This window comes from Streptomyces globosus (genome assembly GCF_003325375.1).
GTDB lineage: Bacteria > Actinomycetota > Actinomycetes > Streptomycetales > Streptomycetaceae > Streptomyces > Streptomyces globosus_A.
Map to the genome: position 1 here is coordinate 3,221,149 of NZ_CP030862.1, position 18,150 is coordinate 3,239,298.

Consider the following 18,150-nt stretch of genomic DNA (forward strand, 5'->3'; position numbering starts at 1 on the left):
TCACGCAATCGAGTGTCGGCAGGTGGACCGGGAGCCGCCGGGCCGGGCCGGGCGGGAACGCCTGACTTCCGGCGGCTGCCGGTGGTTCCGGGGGAAATGCCGTCCTTTGTTGCGTGGTTGGGGTGGCCGAAACCAGCCGATGTGCCGAACGGGGCCCGTGGCGGACCCCGTTCGGCGGCGGATGGCCGGTCAGACTCCGGCGGGCGCCGGGTCGGCAGCGTCCTGGCCCGCGGGGGCTGCGGCCGGGACGCGGTCGCCGTCCGCGCCGTCCTGCGCGGGCTGCGGGATGCGGTGCAGGCCGCGCCGGTCGTACAGGCGGGTCGCGCCGAAGCCGAAGGCCAGGGCGCCGGCCAGGGCGAGGCCCATGGAGGCCCAGGCGCGGGCCAGGCCGGCGTCGGCCTGGGCGTCGAAGTACAGCAGGGAGCGCAGGCCGCCGGTCAGCTGCCGCAGCGGCTCGAACTCCGACAGCGTGCGGAAGAAGCCGGGCAGCGCCTCCAGCGGCACGGTCGCACCGGAGGAGGGGACGGCCATCGCGATGAAGACGATCGTCGAGACCAGCATGCCGGGCGTGCCGAACGCGGCGAGGAGGGCCAGTCCGCTGACGCCGACCACGGCGATGGTGCCGACCGAGTACAGCCACAGCAGGCCGAGGTGGGAGGCGTCCATGTCGAGCAGGCCGACCGTCGTCGCCTCCACGAGCGAGCCCATGACCACGGACAGGCCGAGCATGAGCGCGGTGGAGATGCCGAGGGTGCGGACGCGGCTGGTGTGGCGGACGGGGGTCCGGCGGCGGAAGGGGCCGAAGTCGGTGTGGAGGTAGCCGAGGGCGTTGTCGACCTGGGAGTGGATGACGTTGGCGCCGAGCATGCCGCACACGAGCAGGACGAGCGCGTAGTAGAAGGCGCTCAGGCCCATCGCGCTGCGTTCGCCGAGGGGGTGCCCGTCGGCGACCTCCACGGCCACCGGGTCGGCCAGCATCAGCCTGGCGGCCGGCGGCAGCTGGGCCCGGTCGGCCGTCCGGCCGCCGTCGGCCTTGGCGAGGAGGTCCTTGCCGAGCTGGGCGGACGCCGCGTGGGCGGCCTTCTGGGTGGCCTGCGAGGCCATGGAGGAGCCGAAGCTGCCGGCTGCCTGGTTCGTCAGCACCGTCAGCTTCGGGCGGGCCGGCTGCGGCTGCGCCTGGCCCTGGCCCTGCGGCTGGGCCTGCGTCTGGCCCTGGGCCTGTGCCTGGCCCTGGGCCTGGCCCTTGCTCTGGGCGGTCTGCCCCTGCCCGCCCGGCGCCGCGGCCGGCTGCCCGGGGGCGGCGAGGCCGGAGACGGCCGCGGTGAAGTCCGGCGGCACGACGAGCGCGCCGTACAGCTTGCCCTGGCCGAGCCGCCTGTCGGCCTCCTGCCGGGTCAGGACCTGCCAGTCGATGCTGCCGTCCTTCCCCGCCGACGTGCGGATCCCGGAGACGACCTGCTCCCCGAGGTTGGTCCGCTTGCCGCCGCCCGCGTCCGCTCCGCGGTCTTCGTTGACCAGGGCGACCGGGAGGTCGCGCAGGTTGCCCTTGGGGTCGACGTTGCCGCCGACGTAGAGCAGGGCGAACAGGGTGGAGACGACGGCGAGGATGAGTCCCGAGCCGATCCACAGCCGCGGGCTGCGGAGCACGGAGGGCGGTGAGGAGGTCATGGAGGCTCCCGGGGGGCGTGCCGGCAGAAAACTGGATATCTGAGGTATCCAGCACTAGATAGTTGCACTATCTTGGAGGGGTGTCCAATCGGCCCGGCGGAGTCCGGCCGCACCAGAGCGAGGAAGCATGAAGATCTCGGAGCTCAGCCGCAGAACCGGCGTGCCGGTCGCCAGCATCAAGTACTTCCGCCGCGAGGGCCTGCTCCCCGCAGGCCGTGCGACCGCCGCCACCCTCGCCGAGTACGGCGACGAACACGTCCAGCGGCTGCGGCTGATCAAGGCGCTGACCGCGCTCGGCGGACTGTCCATCGCCGCCACCCGCGACGTGCTCGCCGCCCTCGACCGGGCCGACACCACCGACGGCACCCTCGGCGCGATCAGCTACGCGCTCCCCGTCCCCGTCGCGGAATCGCCCGCCACCGACTCCGAGGACGACGCCCGCGCCGCGGCGGCCGCCGAGGCGGACGTCGCGGAGCTCGTCGCCGCCATGGACTGGCAGGTCCCGTCCGCCTCCCCGCACGTCCGGGGACTGGCCACCGCCCTCAAGGAGCTGAGGCGCCTCGACCCGCACTACCGGCCGGACCGCCTCGTCGCCTACGCCGGCCTCGCCCGCTCCATCGCCCGCCTCGACCTGGAGCGCGCCGCCGCCATCGACGACCCCGCGGCCCTGGCCGAGCAGGCCGTCATCGTCTTCGCCCTCTCCGCGCCCGTCCTGGAGCTGCTGCGCCGGCTCGCCCAGGAGGACCTGGTCCGCCGCCGCATCGCCGGCGACGCCGGCGCCCCCGGGGCCGACGCAGCTCCGCAGCCCGCCCCCGGCGGCACCGGGGCGCCCTGACCGGCCCCGCCCCGCCGGGCGGCGTCAGGCGGCGAAGACCCGCGCCAGGTGGGCCGCCAGCCCGGCCGCCGCCTCCGGCGCCCCGACCGGCGCGAGCCGCACCCCCAGGTAGCCGTCCGGCCGCACCACGAACGCCGTCGCGCCGCCCGCCCCGTACACCCGGGCGAACTCGCCCCGGCCGTCCACGAACACCGGCAGCGGCGCGGCGTCCGAGGCCGACCCCTCGTACGCGGCGTCCACCGCCGCCCCGTGCCGGTCACGCCCTTCGCCGCCCCCGGAGGAGTCCGGCGCCGCGAGGACCACGCATGCATGAGGCCCGCTCCCGTCCGCGCCGCCGCCCGCGCCGGCCGACCGGCGGGCCAGCGCGGCGAGCTCGCCGCACGCGGCCAGGTCCGCCGCCGACTCGGCGTACATCACCAGCACGTGCCCGCGGTCCCTCAGCAGGTCGAACAGCCGCAGCGGCACCGCCGCGACCCCGCTCGTCAGGCCGCCGCAGTCCGGAGCCCGCTCCCCGGGCCCCGGGCCCGCGCCGTTCCCGCCGCGCGGGCCGACGACGGGACTGCCGGGGTACGCCACCAGCAGCTGCGCCTCGCGGAGCCGGGCCGTGCCCGCGTCCTCCGCATCCGATGCGGCGCCCTGCCGGGCGTGCCGGACCGTCCGGCCCACCACCTCCTCGCCGACGGGGTGCCGCTCGGCGTGGTAGCTCTCCAGCAGCCGGGGGTGCGCCCGGCCCGCCACGGCGAGCGCCAGCTTCCAGGCCAGGTTGTGGGCGTCCTGGATGCCGGTGTTCATGCCCTGGGCGCCGGTCGGCGGATGGATGTGCGCCGCGTCGCCCGCCACGAACACCCGGCCGTCCCCGTACCGGTCCACCAGCCGGTGGCTGATCCGGAACACCGACGACCAGCGCAGTGCCGACGCGGTGACCGGCTCGGGCGCCAGCCGGTCCAGCACCGCCTGGATGTCCTCCAGCCCCGGCCCCCGCCCGGTCTCCAGCCCGTGCGCCACCCCCTCCGCCCCGCCGGCGCCGCCGCCGGAGCCCGCCGCGGACAGTTCGGGCGGCACGAGCATCGACATCCGGTACCGGTGGCGGCCCGGCAGCGGAATGCACACCAGGACGTCGTCCACCGCGCCGTCCGCACCGTGGTGCAGCGAGCGGACGCCGTACCCCGCGGGCAGGCTCCAGTCCACCTCCACGTCGCCGAGCATGTACTCCTCGGGGAACGCCCCGCCCTCGAAGGAGAGGCCGAGCCCCTTGCGGACGGTGCTGTGCGCGCCGTCGCAGCCCACCAGGAACAGCGAGCGGACCTCCTCGCCGCCGCCGGCCGTGGTGATCCGGCTGAGGACGCCGTCCGCGTCCTGCGCGAACGACACCAGCTCGGTGCTGCGCTCGATGCGGGTGCCGAAGCGGGCCAGGTGCTCCTCCAGGATCCGCTCCGTCTCGTACTGGGGGAGCGCCGCGAAGCCGTACGGCACCTCCGGCGGCAGCCGCAGGTCGATGCGGCCCTGCTCGGCCCCGTCCACGTACAGCAACTGGCCGCACATCGGGACGGCGGCCTCCAGCGCGGCGCGGACCAGGCCCATCCGGTCCCACACCTCCAGGGTGCGGGGCTGGATCCCGACCGCCTTCGCGTACGGCAGCCGGCCCGGCAGCCGGTCGATGACGCGGCAGGCCACGCGCTGCCGGCGCAGTTCCGCCGCCGCGGTCAGTCCGACCGGTCCGGCGCCCACGATCAGCACATCGGTGTCCGTCACTGGCCCTCCCCGGGGAGATCCCCGAGCGCGTGTCCTCCCATCGTCGGCCGGGGCCCCGGCGCCGGCCACCCGGCGCCGGGGCCGCGCCCGCGCGGAGGGGATCCGGCGGGCGCGGGACGGCGGGTCAGACGCCGCGCGGCCGGTCGTCCACCACGGAGCGGAGCTTGCCGCTCGTCGGGACGCGGTCGAGCGCGGCGCCGTCCACCGCCTCGACCACCAGCTCCAGCAGCCCCTCGGCCACGGCCGAGCGGAGCTCCGGATACCCGGACAGGAACACCTCGCGCAGCCGCTGCGGATCCGTCCCCTCCGCCTGCTCCACCCGCACCGCCAGCCGCTCCCGCTCCGGGCCGGCGCCGATGCGGAGCTGCAGCTCCCCGCGGTGCCCGCCCTCGCCGGCCAGGGCCGTGAAGCGGCGGTGGTTCAGCAGGTACGTGGCCACCCGCACCGTGTCGCCGGTCCGCCCCAGCAGCTCGAAGCGCGGGGCGAGGCTGCCGCACGGGCAGCGGCCCGGGATCTCCCTGCCGAGGTCTCCGATGACGTACCGGCCCAGCTGCTGGCCGCGCCTGGCGTGCGTGGCGAAGACCAGCCGGCCCGCCTCCCCGGGAGCCGCGGGCCGGTCCTCGGCCTCGTCGAGGATCTCCAGGGTGTGCAGGTCGGCGTGCAGGTGGTGGACGCCGCCCCAGCTCTCCGTGCACTGGTAGCCGAGCGGGCCGAGGTCGGTGCTGCCGTAGGTGATCGAGCGCACGACCCCGATGCCGAAGTCCTCCTCCAGCACCCGCCGCTGCTCCGGCGTGAAGTGCTCGCCGCCGTAGAAGACCTTGCGCAGGCCCCCGTAGGCGCGCAGCGTGTCCGCCTCCGCATGCAGCAGCTGCCACAGGTAGGACGGCATCCCGAAGAGGGTGTCCGCCCGGTGCTCGACGATCGCCCGCGCCGTCGCCGCGTGGTCGGGGCCTGCCGCCAGCGGCAGCTGCACCCCGCCGAGCCGCTCCAGCACGGAGAAGAAGCTGATGAAGCTGCCGTACATGCCGCCGCAGTAGAACAGGTTGGCGGTGCGGTCGCCGACCGGGTCGTACCCGGCGGCGATCAGGCCGCGGGCCGCCGCCCGCATCTGCGTGTCGTAGTCGTCGTAGCTGAACAGCGACAGCGCCGGGGCGCCGGTGCTGCCGCCGCTGTGGAAGTACAGCTCCGCGTCCGCCCGCGCGACCTGCCCGTTGCGGGCCTGCACCTCCTCCTTGCCGACCAGCGGCCCCTCCGGGCGGGGCAGGGCGACCGGGCGCGCCAGGTCGTCCAGGCAGGCGGTCGTCGCGAACAGCTCCGGGTCCGCCTGGACGGCGACGCGCCGGCTGTAGCGCTGCAGCGCGTACACGCCGTCGTGCGGCTCGCCCGCGTAGCTGTGCGGCATCGCCCCGACCGGGGTGACCCGGGTCGCGCCGGCGGCCAGCACGGTGCGGGACAGCTCGGCGATGTCGGCGCGGCTGCCCGCGATGCCCGCGGTCTGCAGGTAGCGGCGCATCGGGCGCAGCGTCGCGATCAGCTCCTTGCGGGGCAGCGGCTTGACCCACACGCTGCGGTGCAGCGGGGACGCCGTCAGCGGCGAGCGGGTGTCGGCCATGACCCGCCACGAGCCGTCGGGGGCGGCGAACACCCGCGTCAGGCCCAGGTGTTCCTCCAGCCGCGCCACCAGCTCGGTCGTGGTCAGCTCGGCCTCCCCGGCCGGGTCGGGCGCACCGGCCGGGCCCGCCGGGACGGCCGGCGGGCGGGCGCCGAGGACGGCGGCGAAGCGCTCCGCGAACGCGAAGACCTCCCCCTCGTCCCGCGTGTCGAGGTAGACGACCTGCGGGCTGGAGCAGGCCTGCTGCTCGTACAGGCACACGTCGTCCGCGAGGGCCTCCAGCACGGACGGCTCCGACCAGGCGTCCGCCGTCAGGTAGGCGAAGGAGATCCGGTGCCCCCACTCCACCAGCCGGCACCCGGCCGGCACATGGGCGGCGACCCCCTCGACGGCGGCCTCCCCGCCCCACACGGCGACGGCGTCCGCGGGCGCGCACATCAGGCGCAGCCACTCCTGCCGCGAGGACGGGAAGCGCAGGACGACGATCCGTGCGGCCAGCGCCCCGGTGGGGTCGAGGGCCGCCAGCTCGGCCGTCAGGGCCTGCGCGAGGAGGGTGTCCGCGCTGCTGGTCTTGAGGACGTTGACGTTCCCGGCGAGGAGGCCCTCGACGATGCTGAGCGGCGCGACGGTCGCGGCGTTGCCCGGCGCGATGTGCGCGACCATGCCGACGGGCGCCCACGCCTCGTAGACCGTCTCGCGCGGATCGGCCCGGTCCAGGCGGCCCGGCGCGGCCCCGCCCAGCTCCCGGCGCAGCTTGCGGGTGAGTTCCCGGCGGCCGAGGGCCTGCCCGAGCTCGGCGAGGAGCGCCGGGTCCTCCCCCTCGGGGAGGTGGGCGGCGAGCCGGGCGCGGACGGCGTGCGCCGGGTCGAGGAGGGCGGCGGACAGGGCGTCGCAGGCGGCGAGGACGGTCTCGGTCTCCAGGACGCCGGCGAGCGCGGCCTCGACCGCGGCGGGCAGGTCGGCCAGGCGGCGCCCGGCCTCCTCGTCGCCGATGAAGGCGCCCTGCCAGAAGTGCGGCGCAGCGGCGGTCGGAGCGGCCGCAGCGGCGGTGGTGGTGTCGATCATGGTCAGGCCATGCCCTTCATCAGTTCGGCGGCGGCCACCGCGCAGCTCCGGTTGCGGCTCACCCCGGCACGCCCGTGGACGGTGAACCAGGGGGTCGGCACGTCGCACCCGCAGGCCTCGCCCGGCTGCAGCGAGGCCAGGTCGCCCATGACGACGCTCTGCGCCGGGACGGAGGTGATGTACGGCGACACCAGGTGCAGGTAGCCCGGCTCCCCGTACGGCAGCGGTTCGAGGGTGCGTGTGGAGCGGATCACCACCCGCGACCACACGGGGGCGTGCAGCCGGTGGCGGTCGCACTCCACGTACGGGATGCAGTGCTCGACGGAGCCGAAGGTGTCCCGGATCCGCTCGCCCGGAATGCCCAGCTGTTCGGTGACCCGGTCGTACAGCTCCTCCTTGCCGATGCGCCGGTCGGCGTGGCCCTTCCACCCGCCGCCGAGGACGACGAGGGAGCCCTCCGGGAGCTGCAGCGGAGGCATGCCCATGGCGCGCATCCGCTCCAGGGTGAAGAAGAGGAAGGCCGGGAAGCCGAGGATGCGGACCGGCGCGCCGTCCTCGGCGAAGCGCCGGAGGGCGGCGATGCAGCCGAAGGGGTCGAACTCGTGGCCGCTGCCGGTGTTGCGCAGGGCGTACGCGACGCTGCGGGCCGGCGCGAAGTCGCACAGGTAGTTGTCGGTGAAGGCCGTGCCGAGATTGAGGGAAGGCGCCGGCTCGTAGCTGTAGAGCAGGTAGTTGACCTCCTGCCCGGGGGTGATCCAGCCGTTGCGCTCGAAGATCCGGGCGACCATGCGCTGCGCGGAGCGGATCGTCCAGGTGTCGAAGAACATCTGCGACTTCTGCCCGGTCGTGCCCGAGGACGTCAGGTGCAGTTCGACGTCCTCGCGGGGGATGGACAGCACCTCGTGGCGCTTGAAGAAGTTCGCGTGGACCAGCGGCGTCCGGTACGGCTCGGCCGGCGGCGTCGCCTCGTACAGCGAGCGGAAGAACGGCGACCGCGCGCGGTGCCAGGCGTGCGACTCGGCCATGGCCGCGGCGAACAGCTCGTCCTCGGCAGGCCCGCAGGCGTAGGGGTCGGTCAGGTCGCACAGTCGCTGGACGTGCGGCAGGAGGGCCGGGTCGGGTACGGACACCGGCGCGAGATGGGGGTTCATCGGGCAACCTCGGATGGGGTGGGCAGGTGGGTCGACGCCCAGGCCGACACGTAGCAGTCCAGGTAGGGCCGCAGCGGCGGTTCGACGGCGACGCCGCGGAAGTCGATGCGCTCCGAGGAGCGCGACAGCACGGCGTAGTCGCGGAAGCCTTCGCCGTCGGCGCGCATCGCCGGGTACAGCGCCCCGGCGACGAACCCCTGGGCGTGGAAGGCCTGGAGGGCTTCCGGGCGGTCCAGCGGCACCAGGGCCTCGACGTAGCCGGCGCCGGCCCGGGCCAGGGCGCGGGTGACGGGCTCCAGGTACGCGGCGGCCGCGGCGGGCTCGGGGTGGGCGGTGAGGAGGGAGCAGTAGCCGCCGGTGCGGTTGAGGTAGGCGTAGACCTCGAACCGGCCGTCCTCCGGGGTGAGCAGGACGTTCGGGGTGTGCAGCGGGTAGAACCAGTCCCCCCGGCCGGGGAACCGCTCCCGGAAGCGGCGGCGTACGAACGCCGGGGCCTCGATGACCTCCAGGCGCTCGGCGTCCGCCGGGGCGGCCGGCGCGGACGCCGGCCCGGACACCGCCCGGACGCCGGGGTAGGCGATGCCGAGGGCCTCCTCGGCGGTGCGCAGCAGCGGCATGAGGGCCGCGGGGACCTCGGTGACGGGCTTGCGGCGGTCCAGGACTCCGGCGGAGTGCCGGGCGTACAGGGCGAGGCTCTCGCGGCTGCGGAGGTCGACCGCGTTGGGCAGGATGCCGAGCGGGCGGAAGCCGTTGCGCAGGACGACCCGCTGGGGGCCGGCGCTGACGGTCCGCACGGTCGCGTACACCGAGTCCAGGCGCCCGGTGTCCAGCATGCCGGCACACAGCTCGGCGGTGAGGGCGCCGGCCAGGCCCCCGGAGCGGTGCCCTGGGTGCACGGCGATGCCTTCGAGGCGGCCGATGCGGCTGCCCGCCTCGCCGTGGATGGCGGCCGACCCGGTCAGGGCGCCGCTGTCGGGGCAGCGGCCGACGAGCCACAGGGAGTGCGGGTCCCCGATCAGCCGGGCCATCTCGGCGGGGTCGGTGCCCAGGGCCACGGGGTAGTGGGGTCCGTAGACGGCGTAGTAGAGCTGGCGCAGTTCGGCGATGTCCGCCGGGCAGGCCCGGGTGATGGCGGGCTTCACCGGCCGCCTCCCTCGGCGCCGGCAGCCGCGCCCGGCACGGGCACAGGGCCGGGGCCCGCCTCCGCCTCGGCCTCCGGCTCGGGCTCGGGCGTGCGCGCCCCGAGGAGGGCCAGGGCGAGGGCGGCCGGGAGCAGGCCGGCGCCCTGGACCAGGCACAGCGTCTGCGGGGACAGCACGTCGCCCGCGGCGCCGAAGGCGAGGGACGCCACCGGCAGGGAGGCTCCCAGCACGGCCTGCATGACGGCGAAGAAGCCGGGCTTGTCGGCGGGCGGCACGAGCCGCTGGAAGAGGGCGACGAACCGGACGCTGACCGCCCCGGCGCACCAGCCGGACACGGCGAGGCCGCACACCGCCACGGCGCGGTGCGGGGCCAGGCCCGGGAGCGCCAGCGCGGCGGCCATCAGGGCCAGGCAGTACGCGCCGGCGACGGTGGGCCGGCCGGGGATCCGCGTCCCCGTGAACGCGCCGACGAGCGCGCCTGTGCCCAGCGCGGCCTCCAGCAGGGCCACGGTGCCGCCCCCGCCGTCGAGGACGGAGCGGGTGTAGAGCGGGACGACGACGAACACGGCGGCGGTGAACAGGTTCGCCGCGGTGAAGCACACCAGGATCCGGCGCACGTAGGGCAGTTCGCCGAGGATGCGGCGCAGCGGGCGCCCGCCCGGCGCGGCCCCGCCGGCCGCCGTCGCGCCGTCCCCGGCGGCGGGCGCCGGGTTGCGGAAGCGTGCGGTGGCGACGAGGACCGCGGCGCCGAGGTAGGCGGCGGCGCAGCCGGCCGCCAGCCCCGCGACACCGGCCCCGTCCACGGCGAGCGCGCCGAGCAGCGCCCCGCCGAGCCCGGCCAGCGACTGGGTGGACAGCTCGAAGCCGGTGGCGGCCTCGATGTCCTCGTCGTCGACGAGTTCGGGGATCGAGGTCGTCAGGCACGGGTCGAAGAACGCCTGGCAGGCGGCCAGGGCGAGGGCGGCGGCGTACACGCCTGCGAGCGGCGGCCCGCCCGCCTGCGCCCCGGCGGCGAGGACGGCCGCGGCGGCCGCGGCCAGGCCGGCGGCGGTCCGCAGCACCGAGCGGTGCGCGTACCGGCCGACGGCCTTCGCCACGACGGGCGCGAGGGCGACCGCGGGGAGCGTGCAGACGGCCATGAACAGCCCGGAGGCGAGCCCCGCGGCGTCCCGTACGGCGTAGGCGACGAGCCACCAGGAGACGCCGACCTGGAACATGCGCACGGCGGCCTGGGTCAGGACCTGGCCCAGCCACACGGCGCCGAAGGCGCGGTTGCGCAGCACGAGCGGGGCGCGCCGCGCGGGCCGCCCGGCCGGCGCGGGCGCGGCCGAGGGCGCGGCCGAGGGCGCGGTCGGCGCGGACGGCGGTGCGGCGGTCATGCGGTGGGCCTCTCGTCGAGGACCCGGACGAGCTTCCCGGAGCGCGGGTTGACGGCGAGGTCGCGGTGGCGCGCCCACTCCACGGACAGCGGGTGCACGAACCCGGCGGCCGTGCTCTGCGGGTACAGCGGCCGTGCCGCCTCCAGTTCCGCGACGACGGCCTTGGCGAGGGTGTCGAGGCCGTCGCCGGCGTCGCCGGGTGCGGTCGCGAGGCGGAGCACGAGCCCGTCGCGGCCGTCCCAGCGGCGGACGACAAGCTGCATGCCGACGACCCGGCCCGCGGTGTCCGCGGCGGCGACGGCGTCCTGCGCGTCGTCGGTGTGGAGCGAGACCGGCCCGACGCGTACGCCCTCCTCGGCGCGGCCGAGGATGCGGAAGTGCCCGGGGCCGGTGCCGGTCCACTCGGCTCGGTCGCCCGCGGGGTAGCGGATGATCGGCATGAGGCGCCGGAAGAGGCTGGTGACGACGACCCGCCCGGGCCGCCCCGGCTCGGTGACCGGCTCGCCGGTGGTGTCGTCGAGGATCTCCACGACGGAGTACGGGGTGAACGCGCGGTGCACGCGGGCGTCCGGGCCGGGCACGGGCCGGCCGAGCAGTCCGGCGTCCACGCTGGCGTAGCCGACGGAGCGGGCCTCGGCGCGGGGGAACGCGGTGGCCAGCAGGCGGCGCTGGTCGTCGAAGAGGGCCTCGCCGCCGAAGAGCAGCAGTTCCACCGACTCCAGCCGGTCGCCGCCCGCCGCCAGGTGCTCGGCCAGTCGGCACAGGGTGGTGGGCGTGCCCGCGACGACCTGCGCGGACAGGTCGCGCAGCGTCGGAACCGCCGAGTCGAGCGGGGCTCCGCCGCCGACGGGCAGGCGGACGTTGTCCACGGGGGCGTGGGCGAGGGAGTCGAGGATGAAGAGGAAGCTGGCGTACAGCTCGCCCGCGTAGAACAGGTCGGCGACGCGGTGGCCCGGCCGCAGGCCGGCGTCCACCAGGCCCTGGCCGAACGAGGTGACGAAGGTGCGCCACTCGTCGCGGGTGTAGGCAGAGAGTTTGGGGGCACCGGTCGTGCCGCCGGTCTTGAAGACGGTGGCCTCGCTGAGCGGGCCGGTCAGAACGCGGCTGCCGGGGAAGGTGTTGGCCTCCCAGAACCGCTTCTGGTCGATGACCGGGAGGTCGGCGAGGCGGTCGGCGCCGGACGGGAGGGACGCGTAGAGCTCCTCGTAGAAGGGCGAGTTGCGACGGGCGAAACGTATGAGGTCCGAGAGCTGCTGGGCGGACATGGGCCTTTGCCTAGATGACGGGATACCGGGGCGGGAGCCACCGTGCGCGGCGGGGCCTTGAGCCCGCCTGCGAACCATCCGGTGCGACCGGGGAACCCCCGTGCCCCCGCCTCCTCGGCGCACGCCGAAAGCTGACGTGCAGTCATGATGATGGAACATCAGTGCGTCAGTCGCCAAATCTGCCAAATATATCCGGCCAGTCAGACGATATTCAACAACTTTTCTGTTTCTTTCGGTGGCGGTGGGGGCCGGTCACAGAGGCGGAGGGGCGTTCTAAGCTCGTCCGATGACGGAGAACGAGATCAAACTGAAGGCCATCGCCGCGCTCACCGCCCTCCGCTCCGGGGCCGACGCCGGGTTCGTCTCCGACGTGCTGGCCGAGGTCATGCCCACCCAGTTCGTCGTCCCGGCGGACGCCAGTGCCCAGGAGGTCGGGATGGCCGTCCTGGAGCAGATGTCCGCGCCGCTGAGCGCGCTGGTGAACGGCTTCATCACCGCCTTCGACGCCCTCGCGGACGCCCACGACGAGGCCGACCCGCCGGTGTCGACGGAGCAGATCCTCCAGGACCTCGCCCTGGCCCTGGCCCGTGAGGACACCGACTGACGCGCCGCCGCTGTCCGGGCGTGCCTCCGGCCGCCCGGCGGGTCGCGGGCGGCGGAGGCCGGGGCGGCGCCCCATGGTGGGGGCATGGACGTCGACGCGGTGATGCGGGAGCTGTACGCACTCCACCCGGCCGGGTTCGTCGCGGCCAGGAACGCGTACGCGGCCCGGGCCAAGCGGGAGGGCGACGCGGAGGCCGCCCGCGCACTCGCCGCGCTGCGGCGTCCCACGCTCGCGGTGTGGGCGGCGAACCTGCTGGCCGCAGCCGAGCCCGAACGGGCGGCGGAACTCCTGGAGTCGGGCGATGCCCTGCGCAGGGCGCACCGCGACCTCGACGGCCGGCGGATCCGGGAACTGTCGGCCGCGCGGAACCGGCTCTCGGCCGGCCTGGCCCGCGATGCGGCCGCGCTGGCGGAGGGCGCGGGGGAACGCGGCGGCGGGGTGCCGGCCCGGGACGTCGAGGCCGTCCTCCACGGCCTGGCGGGCGATGAGGAGTCCGGCCGGGACTGGGCCGCGGGACACCTGGCGCAGGCCCCGGCACCGCGACTCGGCTTCGAGGGCCTGGAGCCGGGCCCGGCCGCCCCGGCCGCCCGGCCCCGCGCGACGCCGGGCACGGCGGAACGGGAGCCGGGGGCGGACCAGGGCGGGGCCGAGCCGGTGGAGCCCGCGCCCCCTGCGGGCCGCGGACGGAAGGAAGCGGAACCACCGCGGAAGCGGCCCGGGAAACCGGCAGGCAAGCCGGCCCCCGAGCGGGCCGGGGGGTCGGTGAAGAAGGCGGCGGGGAAGACCGCGGAACCGGAGCCGACTCGCCCTCCGGAGCCGGCGCGGGATGCCGTGGCCGAGCGCCGGGCCGCCCGCCTGGAGGCCCGTGTCGAGACCGCGCTGCGGGCGGTCGCCGCAGCCGAGGAGGAGGGGGAGCGCGCCCGGGCCGCGCTCGACGGGGCGCAGAAGGAGCTGGACCGGACCTCCGCGGCCGCGGAGGCGCTGCGCGAGGAGCTGTCCCGGCTGGGAATCCGCCTGGAGGCCGCCGAGGCGGCCGCCGCAGCCGCCCGGTCCCGGCACCGGCGGGCAGAGCAAGCCCTCCACAAGGCGCAGCGCACGGCAGACGCGGCCGCCCGCCGCCTGGACGCCGCCCGGGCAGGCGGGCGCTGAGCGACCGCGGCGCCGCTCACGGCTGGTGGAACCGCACCTCCGGATGGGCTGCGTCCGGCCCGTCCAGCAGCCGCTGCGGCTGCCCGCGCAGGTGCTGGTCGAAGAACGCGGCCGTGTAGGCGCGGGTCACCGCGAGGGCGCGTTCGGCGGGGATGTCCCCCGCGGGCAGGCCGAAACGCCGCTGGATGACGGGACCGTCCGAGAAGCTGAAGTGGTCCGCCCCGGCCACCGTCAGCCACCGCTTCCAGCCGCCGAGCGCCTGCCAGGCGGTGTCCCAGGTGGTGTCCGTGCCGCCCGGCCGGTGCGTGTCGTCGTCCGTGCCGAGCAGCATGAACGGCCGCCCCTGCAGCCCGCCGGCCGGCAGCTCGTCCCAGAACGCCCCGTCCATGTTGACGCCCGCGTCGATGCGCGGATCGGCGAGCATGGCGGTGGCGGCGCTCGCACCGCCGATGGAGTGCCCGGCCATGCCGATCCTGGACGCGTCGATCGACGCCGCGTGCCGCCACGCCGGCGCCGGGCCGGTCAGCCGGTCCAGCAGGAACCGGGTGTCGGCGGCGCGGGCGGCGGTCACGGCGCTCGCCGGCACGCCGTCCTCGTCGAGGGCCTTGCATGCCGTGCAGGTCAGCAGCCGCCCGTCCGGCAGGGACGTACCGGACGACTCGTAGGCGTGGTCGACGGACGCGACGACGTACCCGCGCGACGCGAGGTCCTCGGCGAGGTTCGTGAGGGTGAACCGCGGCGCCCCGAACCCGGGGGAGAGGACCACCAGCGGATGCCGTCCCGGTGCGGGGCGCGCGTCCACCGCGCCGTGCGTCCGCATCCGGGCCAACTCCCGTACGGCGGAGGGGCGGTCCGGCACACCGGCCGTCTTCAGCAGCTCCCGGGCCTCCGGCTCGGTGGCGTAAGGGGCCGGCCGCCCGTGGGTGCGGCGGGCGGCCGGGTAGTGCAGGGTCACCATCAGCTCGCGGCCGTCGGCGGCGGGCACCCAGGGGTCCTTGCGGGACCGGTCGGCGAGGTGGAGCACGGTGCTGCCGACGCCGTGTGCGCCGGTGGGCGCGGGCAGCCGCATACGGCCGGCGGAGGCGGCGTCGGAGGCGGCGGGCCAGGCGGCCGGGGGCCGCCCCGCGGCGGTGTCGGGCGCGGTCGCCGCCGCGGCGGCCGTGGCGGGTAAGGCGAGCGTGCAGGCGAGGACGGCGGCCGCGGCCGCCCGAGGCAGGGTGATCATGCCCGGGACGCTACGGGCGCCGGGGGCCGGCCCGCGTCGGCCCGCGGGCTGAGGTGTCCGCCCGCCGCGTACTCCCGCAGGTGGACGATCCGCGTCGGCTGCATCCGGCCGGCCCCCGATCGCCGAACCCCCTGCGGGCCCCCTGCTCCAGTCGGCGGAGCAGGGGGCTCACCCCGGGCCGCGGCGCCCCGGCAGACCGGACCCGGCGAGCCGGTGCGACGGGGAACCTCCCGCCTGGACCGCGACTCGTGCCGTCACCCCGGCGGCACCTACCCGGGCCTCCTCGGTTCCGCCTGCACCGGTTCACCCGCCGTTGGGCCGCACAGCCCGGGTGGTCACCGCCTGCGGGCCAGGTGGACCGCGTCCGGCACGCCGCGCGCCACCGGGACCTCCTGCGTCCGCACGTCCCCGAACCCGGCCGCCCGCAGGGCGTCTTCGAACGCGGCGGACGGCTGCGCCGACCACACCGCCAGCACCCCGCCGGGCCGCAGCCGGTCCCGGCATGCCGCCAGGCCCGCGGGCGCGTACAGGCCGCGGTTGTCCTCGTCGACCGTCCAGTCCGGGCCGTTGTCGATGTCGAGGCACAGGGCGTCGTACCGGTCGGCGGAGCCGGCCAGGTAGGCGACCAGGTCGGTCTGCAGGACCTCGGTGCGCGGGTCGGCCAGCGCCGCGGCGGACACCTCGGCGAGCGGCCCGCTGCGGTGCCAGTCGACGACCGCTGCCTCCCGCTCCACGACGGCGATCCGGCCCCAGTGGGGCCGGGCGGCGGCGTGCGCCAGCGAGAACCCGACGCCCAGACCCCCGATCAGCAGGGCGGGGCGCGAGCCGGGCGGCGGGTCGAGCGCCAGGTACGCGGCATCGACGAGCATCCGCTCGGAGCGCCCGTCCGAGGTGTCCATGAGGAAGCAGCCGTTCGCGATGATCTCGTACGTGGTGCCGCGCCGGCGCAGCACCACCTCCCCGTAGGGTCCCTCGCGCCGGTCCAGCGTCTCGGGGGTGTCCGGTGTCACAGGTACGGTCATACGTCTCCCAACGACGCACTTCCGGCCCGCGTTCCCGCCCCCGGTGACCCGCGTTCCCGCCCCCGGCGGCGTGGCTGCCCCCTACCCGGGCGGTACGCGGCCGGCGCCCGGCGCGTAGCCCCTTGCCCGCCCCCGCCGGCCACTACTGTCTCCGACGTCCGAAAAAGACTGTTATGGGGGTTTGTGTTGCGCCGGTTCACGATTGCCCTGACCCTGCTGGCGACGCTCGCCACGGGCTCCTTCCTCACCGCCGAGGCGCGCCCCGCCGCCGGCGGCCCGGCCGGTGCCCCCGGCCGCGGTACGAACATCCTCGTCGTCGGCATCGACAGCCGCACCGGCATCTCGGCCGCCGACAAGCGCCGGCTGAACGTCGGGGGCAAGGGCTGCAACTGCACCGACGTGATGATGCTCGTCCACCTCTCCGCCGACGAGCGCCGCGCCAGCGTCGTCTCCATCCCGCGCGACTCCTACGTCGCCTACGCGCAGGACACCGAACCGGCCCGGCTCGGCAAGATCAACGGCGCGTACGCGCTCGGCGGCGCCGACATGGCCGTCCGCACCGTGGAGAAGGCCACCGGACTGCACATCGACCACTACCTGGAAACCGGCTTCCTCGGCTTCGAACAGGCCGTCGACGGCATCGGCGGCGGGGTCGTCTGCACCGACAAGCCCCTCAAGGACGTGAACTCGGGGCTCGACATCCCCGCCGGCCTCCACCGCACCGACGGGCGAGGCACCCTCCAGTACGTCCGCGCCCGCCACATCAACCGCCCCGGCGACCTCGGCCGGGTGCGCCGCCAGCAGCGCACCGTCTCCGACCTGCTGAGCCGGCTGACCGCCGAGGGCACCCTCACCGATCCGATCGGCGCCGCACGCACGGTCCGCACCCTCCTCAAGTCCGTCCGCACCGACGCGGGCACCGGGTTCGACGACCTCGTCCACCTCGCCTGGGCGCTGGGCCGCCTGAAAGCCGGGCAGACCGAGTTCGCGACCGTCCCCATCCGGGAGTTCGACCACCGTGTGCCCGGCGTCGGGTCCACCCTGCTGTGGCACGAGGCCCGCTCCCGGGCGCTGTGGGCGGCGCTGGCCGCGGACCGGCCGATCACCGGCGACACCCGCATCCAGCCGGCCTACGCGGCGCCCGCCCGCACCAACCCGGCCGGAATCCGGGTGCGCGTCGACGACGCCGCGGTCGCGGCGGCCCTGCGCGCCGACGCGTTCGCCGTGACCGACACCTCCGCGGCGGCGCCCGCCGTCCGGCCGGCCGGGCCGCCGGTCATCCGGTACGAGCCCGGCCGGGAGGACGACGCGGCCACGGTCGCGGCGGCCCTGCCCGGAGCCCGCCTCCAGGCCGTCCCCGGACACGGCACCGCCCTCGACGTGGCCGTCGGGAAGGACCCCGTCAGCGTCCGGCACGTCACCTACGACCGGAACGTCGCCGACGGCGCCCCGGTCACCGGCGACACGCTCGGCTGCGCGGGCACGGTGGGCCTGCCCGCCAGGCCGGCGAAGCCCGCCACACCCCCGAAGCCCGCTGCCGGCTGAAAACGGCTTGGCGGCGGCGGGCGCCGCGTCTACCGTCGGCCCCGATGGAGATGTCCTTCCGGAAGCTGCCGGACAACCAGCACGAGATCATCGTCCGCCACCGCAAGGGCCCGGACGTCAGGCTCCCCGCCCAGCCCGTCGGCCCGACCATGCCGCACGACCTGGTCCACGCCGTCGTCGAGACCGCCCTCGGCATCGACGACGGCTTCTGGGGCGCGATCGCGCGCGGCGCCACCTTCCAGGGCTTCGAACTGCTCGCCCCGGGCAGGCACCGCCGCTCCGGGATGAAGGTCCTGCGCCGCGGCGGCGACGCCGTGCTGGCCGCCGAGCTGTCCGTGAACTGGGCGTACCGGGTGTGGCGCGGCCTGCCCACCGAGGGCCGCGGCGTCGGCCGCCCCCCGATCGGCCCGGACGCCCTGGCCCGCACGGGCCCGAGCCTGGACGCGGCCGCCGCCCGCTGGTCGGCGGTCCCCGAGGGCGGCGACCTCCTCTGGCACTGGGGGACCACCGGTTAGGGGGTGTTGCGAAGGTCCCGCACGGCGCCCGCGGCGCCCGGCACGCACTCCCGCCGCACCGGCCGAAGCCCCGGGTACGCCCCGTACGAGGGGTTTCGCCCGGCACACCGACAGCACGCACCGGACACCGCGGGCACCGCACAGGACGTTCGCAGCACCCCCTGGCGCCGCGGCCGTGCGGGAGAACCCCACCTCCCCCAAGTACCCTGTCCCGCACTGCA

The 18,150-nt window shown here is 76.2% G+C and carries 14 protein-coding genes; 5 read left to right on the forward strand and 9 right to left on the reverse strand.

The features are described 5' to 3' along the window. Nucleotides 1–189: 189 nt before the first annotated feature. Nucleotides 190–1,668, reverse strand: coding sequence for a DUF3533 domain-containing protein (locus C0216_RS13970; protein ID WP_114055594.1), 1,479 nt, complete (start codon nt 1,666–1,668; stop codon nt 190–192). Nucleotides 1,669–1,795: 127 nt separating this feature from the next. Between C0216_RS13970 and C0216_RS13975 the strand changes: the two genes are divergently transcribed. Next, complete coding sequence (locus tag C0216_RS13975; protein WP_114055595.1) at nt 1,796–2,503, forward strand: MerR family transcriptional regulator; 708 nt, start codon at nt 1,796–1,798, stop codon at nt 2,501–2,503. A 24-nt stretch (nt 2,504–2,527) separates the two neighbouring features. On the opposite strand, the gene C0216_RS13980 is transcribed toward C0216_RS13975, so the two are convergent. The 6 genes from C0216_RS13980 to C0216_RS14005 form a co-directional block, all read right to left on the reverse strand. Continuing rightward, a complete protein-coding gene (locus tag C0216_RS13980) occupies nt 2,528–4,255 on the reverse strand; it encodes an FAD-dependent monooxygenase (protein WP_114055596.1) in 1,728 nt (575 codons plus the stop codon). A gap of 124 nt (nt 4,256–4,379) precedes the next feature. Next, complete coding sequence (locus C0216_RS13985; RefSeq protein ID WP_114055597.1) at nt 4,380–6,932, reverse strand: acyl-CoA reductase; 2,553 nt, start codon at nt 6,930–6,932, stop codon at nt 4,380–4,382. 2 nt (nt 6,933–6,934) lie between these two features. Further along, complete coding sequence (locus tag C0216_RS13990; protein WP_114055598.1) at nt 6,935–8,083, reverse strand: acyl-protein synthase; 1,149 nt, start codon at nt 8,081–8,083, stop codon at nt 6,935–6,937. Further along, nucleotides 8,080–9,225 (reverse strand): GNAT family N-acetyltransferase, encoded by a 1,146-nt coding sequence (locus tag C0216_RS13995; protein ID WP_246042530.1) that lies wholly within the window; start codon nt 9,223–9,225, stop codon nt 8,080–8,082. The genes C0216_RS13990 and C0216_RS13995 overlap by 4 nt, the downstream gene beginning before the upstream one ends. Beyond that, the gene (locus C0216_RS14000; RefSeq protein ID WP_114055599.1) at nt 9,222–10,604 is read right to left on the reverse strand and encodes an MFS transporter; all 1,383 of its coding nucleotides are present in this window, start codon (nt 10,602–10,604) and stop codon (nt 9,222–9,224) included. The genes C0216_RS13995 and C0216_RS14000 overlap by 4 nt, the downstream gene beginning before the upstream one ends. Then, nucleotides 10,601–11,869, reverse strand: coding sequence for a phenylacetate--CoA ligase family protein (locus C0216_RS14005; RefSeq protein WP_114055600.1), 1,269 nt, complete (start codon nt 11,867–11,869; stop codon nt 10,601–10,603). The genes C0216_RS14000 and C0216_RS14005 overlap by 4 nt, the downstream gene beginning before the upstream one ends. A gap of 286 nt (nt 11,870–12,155) precedes the next feature. Here C0216_RS14005 and C0216_RS14010 point away from each other — a divergent pair, with 286 nt between their 5' ends. Then, nucleotides 12,156–12,473, forward strand: coding sequence for a hypothetical protein (locus C0216_RS14010; RefSeq protein WP_114055601.1), 318 nt, complete (start codon nt 12,156–12,158; stop codon nt 12,471–12,473). A gap of 84 nt (nt 12,474–12,557) precedes the next feature. After that, the gene (locus C0216_RS34995; protein WP_114055602.1) at nt 12,558–13,622 is read left to right on the forward strand and encodes a hypothetical protein; all 1,065 of its coding nucleotides are present in this window, start codon (nt 12,558–12,560) and stop codon (nt 13,620–13,622) included. Nucleotides 13,623–13,638: 16 nt separating this feature from the next. On the opposite strand, the gene C0216_RS14020 is transcribed toward C0216_RS34995, so the two are convergent. Both C0216_RS14020 and C0216_RS14025 read right to left on the reverse strand, forming a co-directional pair. Further along, a complete protein-coding gene (locus C0216_RS14020; protein WP_114055603.1) occupies nt 13,639–14,847 on the reverse strand; it encodes an alpha/beta hydrolase family protein in 1,209 nt (402 codons plus the stop codon). Nucleotides 14,848–15,182: 335 nt separating this feature from the next. Continuing rightward, nucleotides 15,183–15,869: a spermidine synthase gene (locus C0216_RS14025; RefSeq protein ID WP_114055604.1), complete on the reverse strand. Its 687-nt coding sequence runs from the start codon at nt 15,867–15,869 to the stop codon at nt 15,183–15,185. A 183-nt stretch (nt 15,870–16,052) separates the two neighbouring features. On the opposite strand from C0216_RS14025, the gene C0216_RS14030 reads away from it, so the two are divergent. Further along, nucleotides 16,053–17,414 (forward strand): LCP family protein, encoded by a 1,362-nt coding sequence (locus tag C0216_RS14030; RefSeq protein WP_428985426.1) that lies wholly within the window; start codon nt 16,053–16,055, stop codon nt 17,412–17,414. Between the two features lie 44 nt (nt 17,415–17,458). Continuing rightward, nucleotides 17,459–17,929, forward strand: coding sequence for a hypothetical protein (locus C0216_RS14035; protein ID WP_114055606.1), 471 nt, complete (start codon nt 17,459–17,461; stop codon nt 17,927–17,929). The last annotated feature ends 221 nt before the right edge of the window (nt 17,930–18,150 follow it).

Bases quoted from the DNA above. Each gene is read 5' to 3' on its own strand.
- C0216_RS13970 (WP_114055594.1), bottom strand. From the start codon at position 1,668: ATGACCTCCTCACCGCCCTCCGTGCTCCGCAGCCCGCGGCTGTGGATC.
- C0216_RS13975 (WP_114055595.1), top strand. From the start codon at position 1,796: ATGAAGATCTCGGAGCTCAGCCGCAGAACCGGCGTGCCGGTCGCCAGC.
- C0216_RS13985 (WP_114055597.1), bottom strand. From the start codon at position 6,932: ATGATCGACACCACCACCGCCGCTGCGGCCGCTCCGACCGCCGCTGCG.
- C0216_RS13990 (WP_114055598.1), bottom strand. From the start codon at position 8,083: ATGAACCCCCATCTCGCGCCGGTGTCCGTACCCGACCCGGCCCTCCTG.
- C0216_RS14000 (WP_114055599.1), bottom strand. From the start codon at position 10,604: ATGACCGCCGCACCGCCGTCCGCGCCGACCGCGCCCTCGGCCGCGCCC.
- C0216_RS14005 (WP_114055600.1), bottom strand. From the start codon at position 11,869: ATGTCCGCCCAGCAGCTCTCGGACCTCATACGTTTCGCCCGTCGCAAC.
- C0216_RS14010 (WP_114055601.1), top strand. From the start codon at position 12,156: ATGACGGAGAACGAGATCAAACTGAAGGCCATCGCCGCGCTCACCGCC.
- C0216_RS34995 (WP_114055602.1), top strand. From the start codon at position 12,558: ATGGACGTCGACGCGGTGATGCGGGAGCTGTACGCACTCCACCCGGCC.
- C0216_RS14020 (WP_114055603.1), bottom strand. From the start codon at position 14,847: ATGATCACCCTGCCTCGGGCGGCCGCGGCCGCCGTCCTCGCCTGCACG.
- C0216_RS14025 (WP_114055604.1), bottom strand. From the start codon at position 15,869: ATGACCGTACCTGTGACACCGGACACCCCCGAGACGCTGGACCGGCGC.
- C0216_RS14035 (WP_114055606.1), top strand. From the start codon at position 17,459: ATGGAGATGTCCTTCCGGAAGCTGCCGGACAACCAGCACGAGATCATC.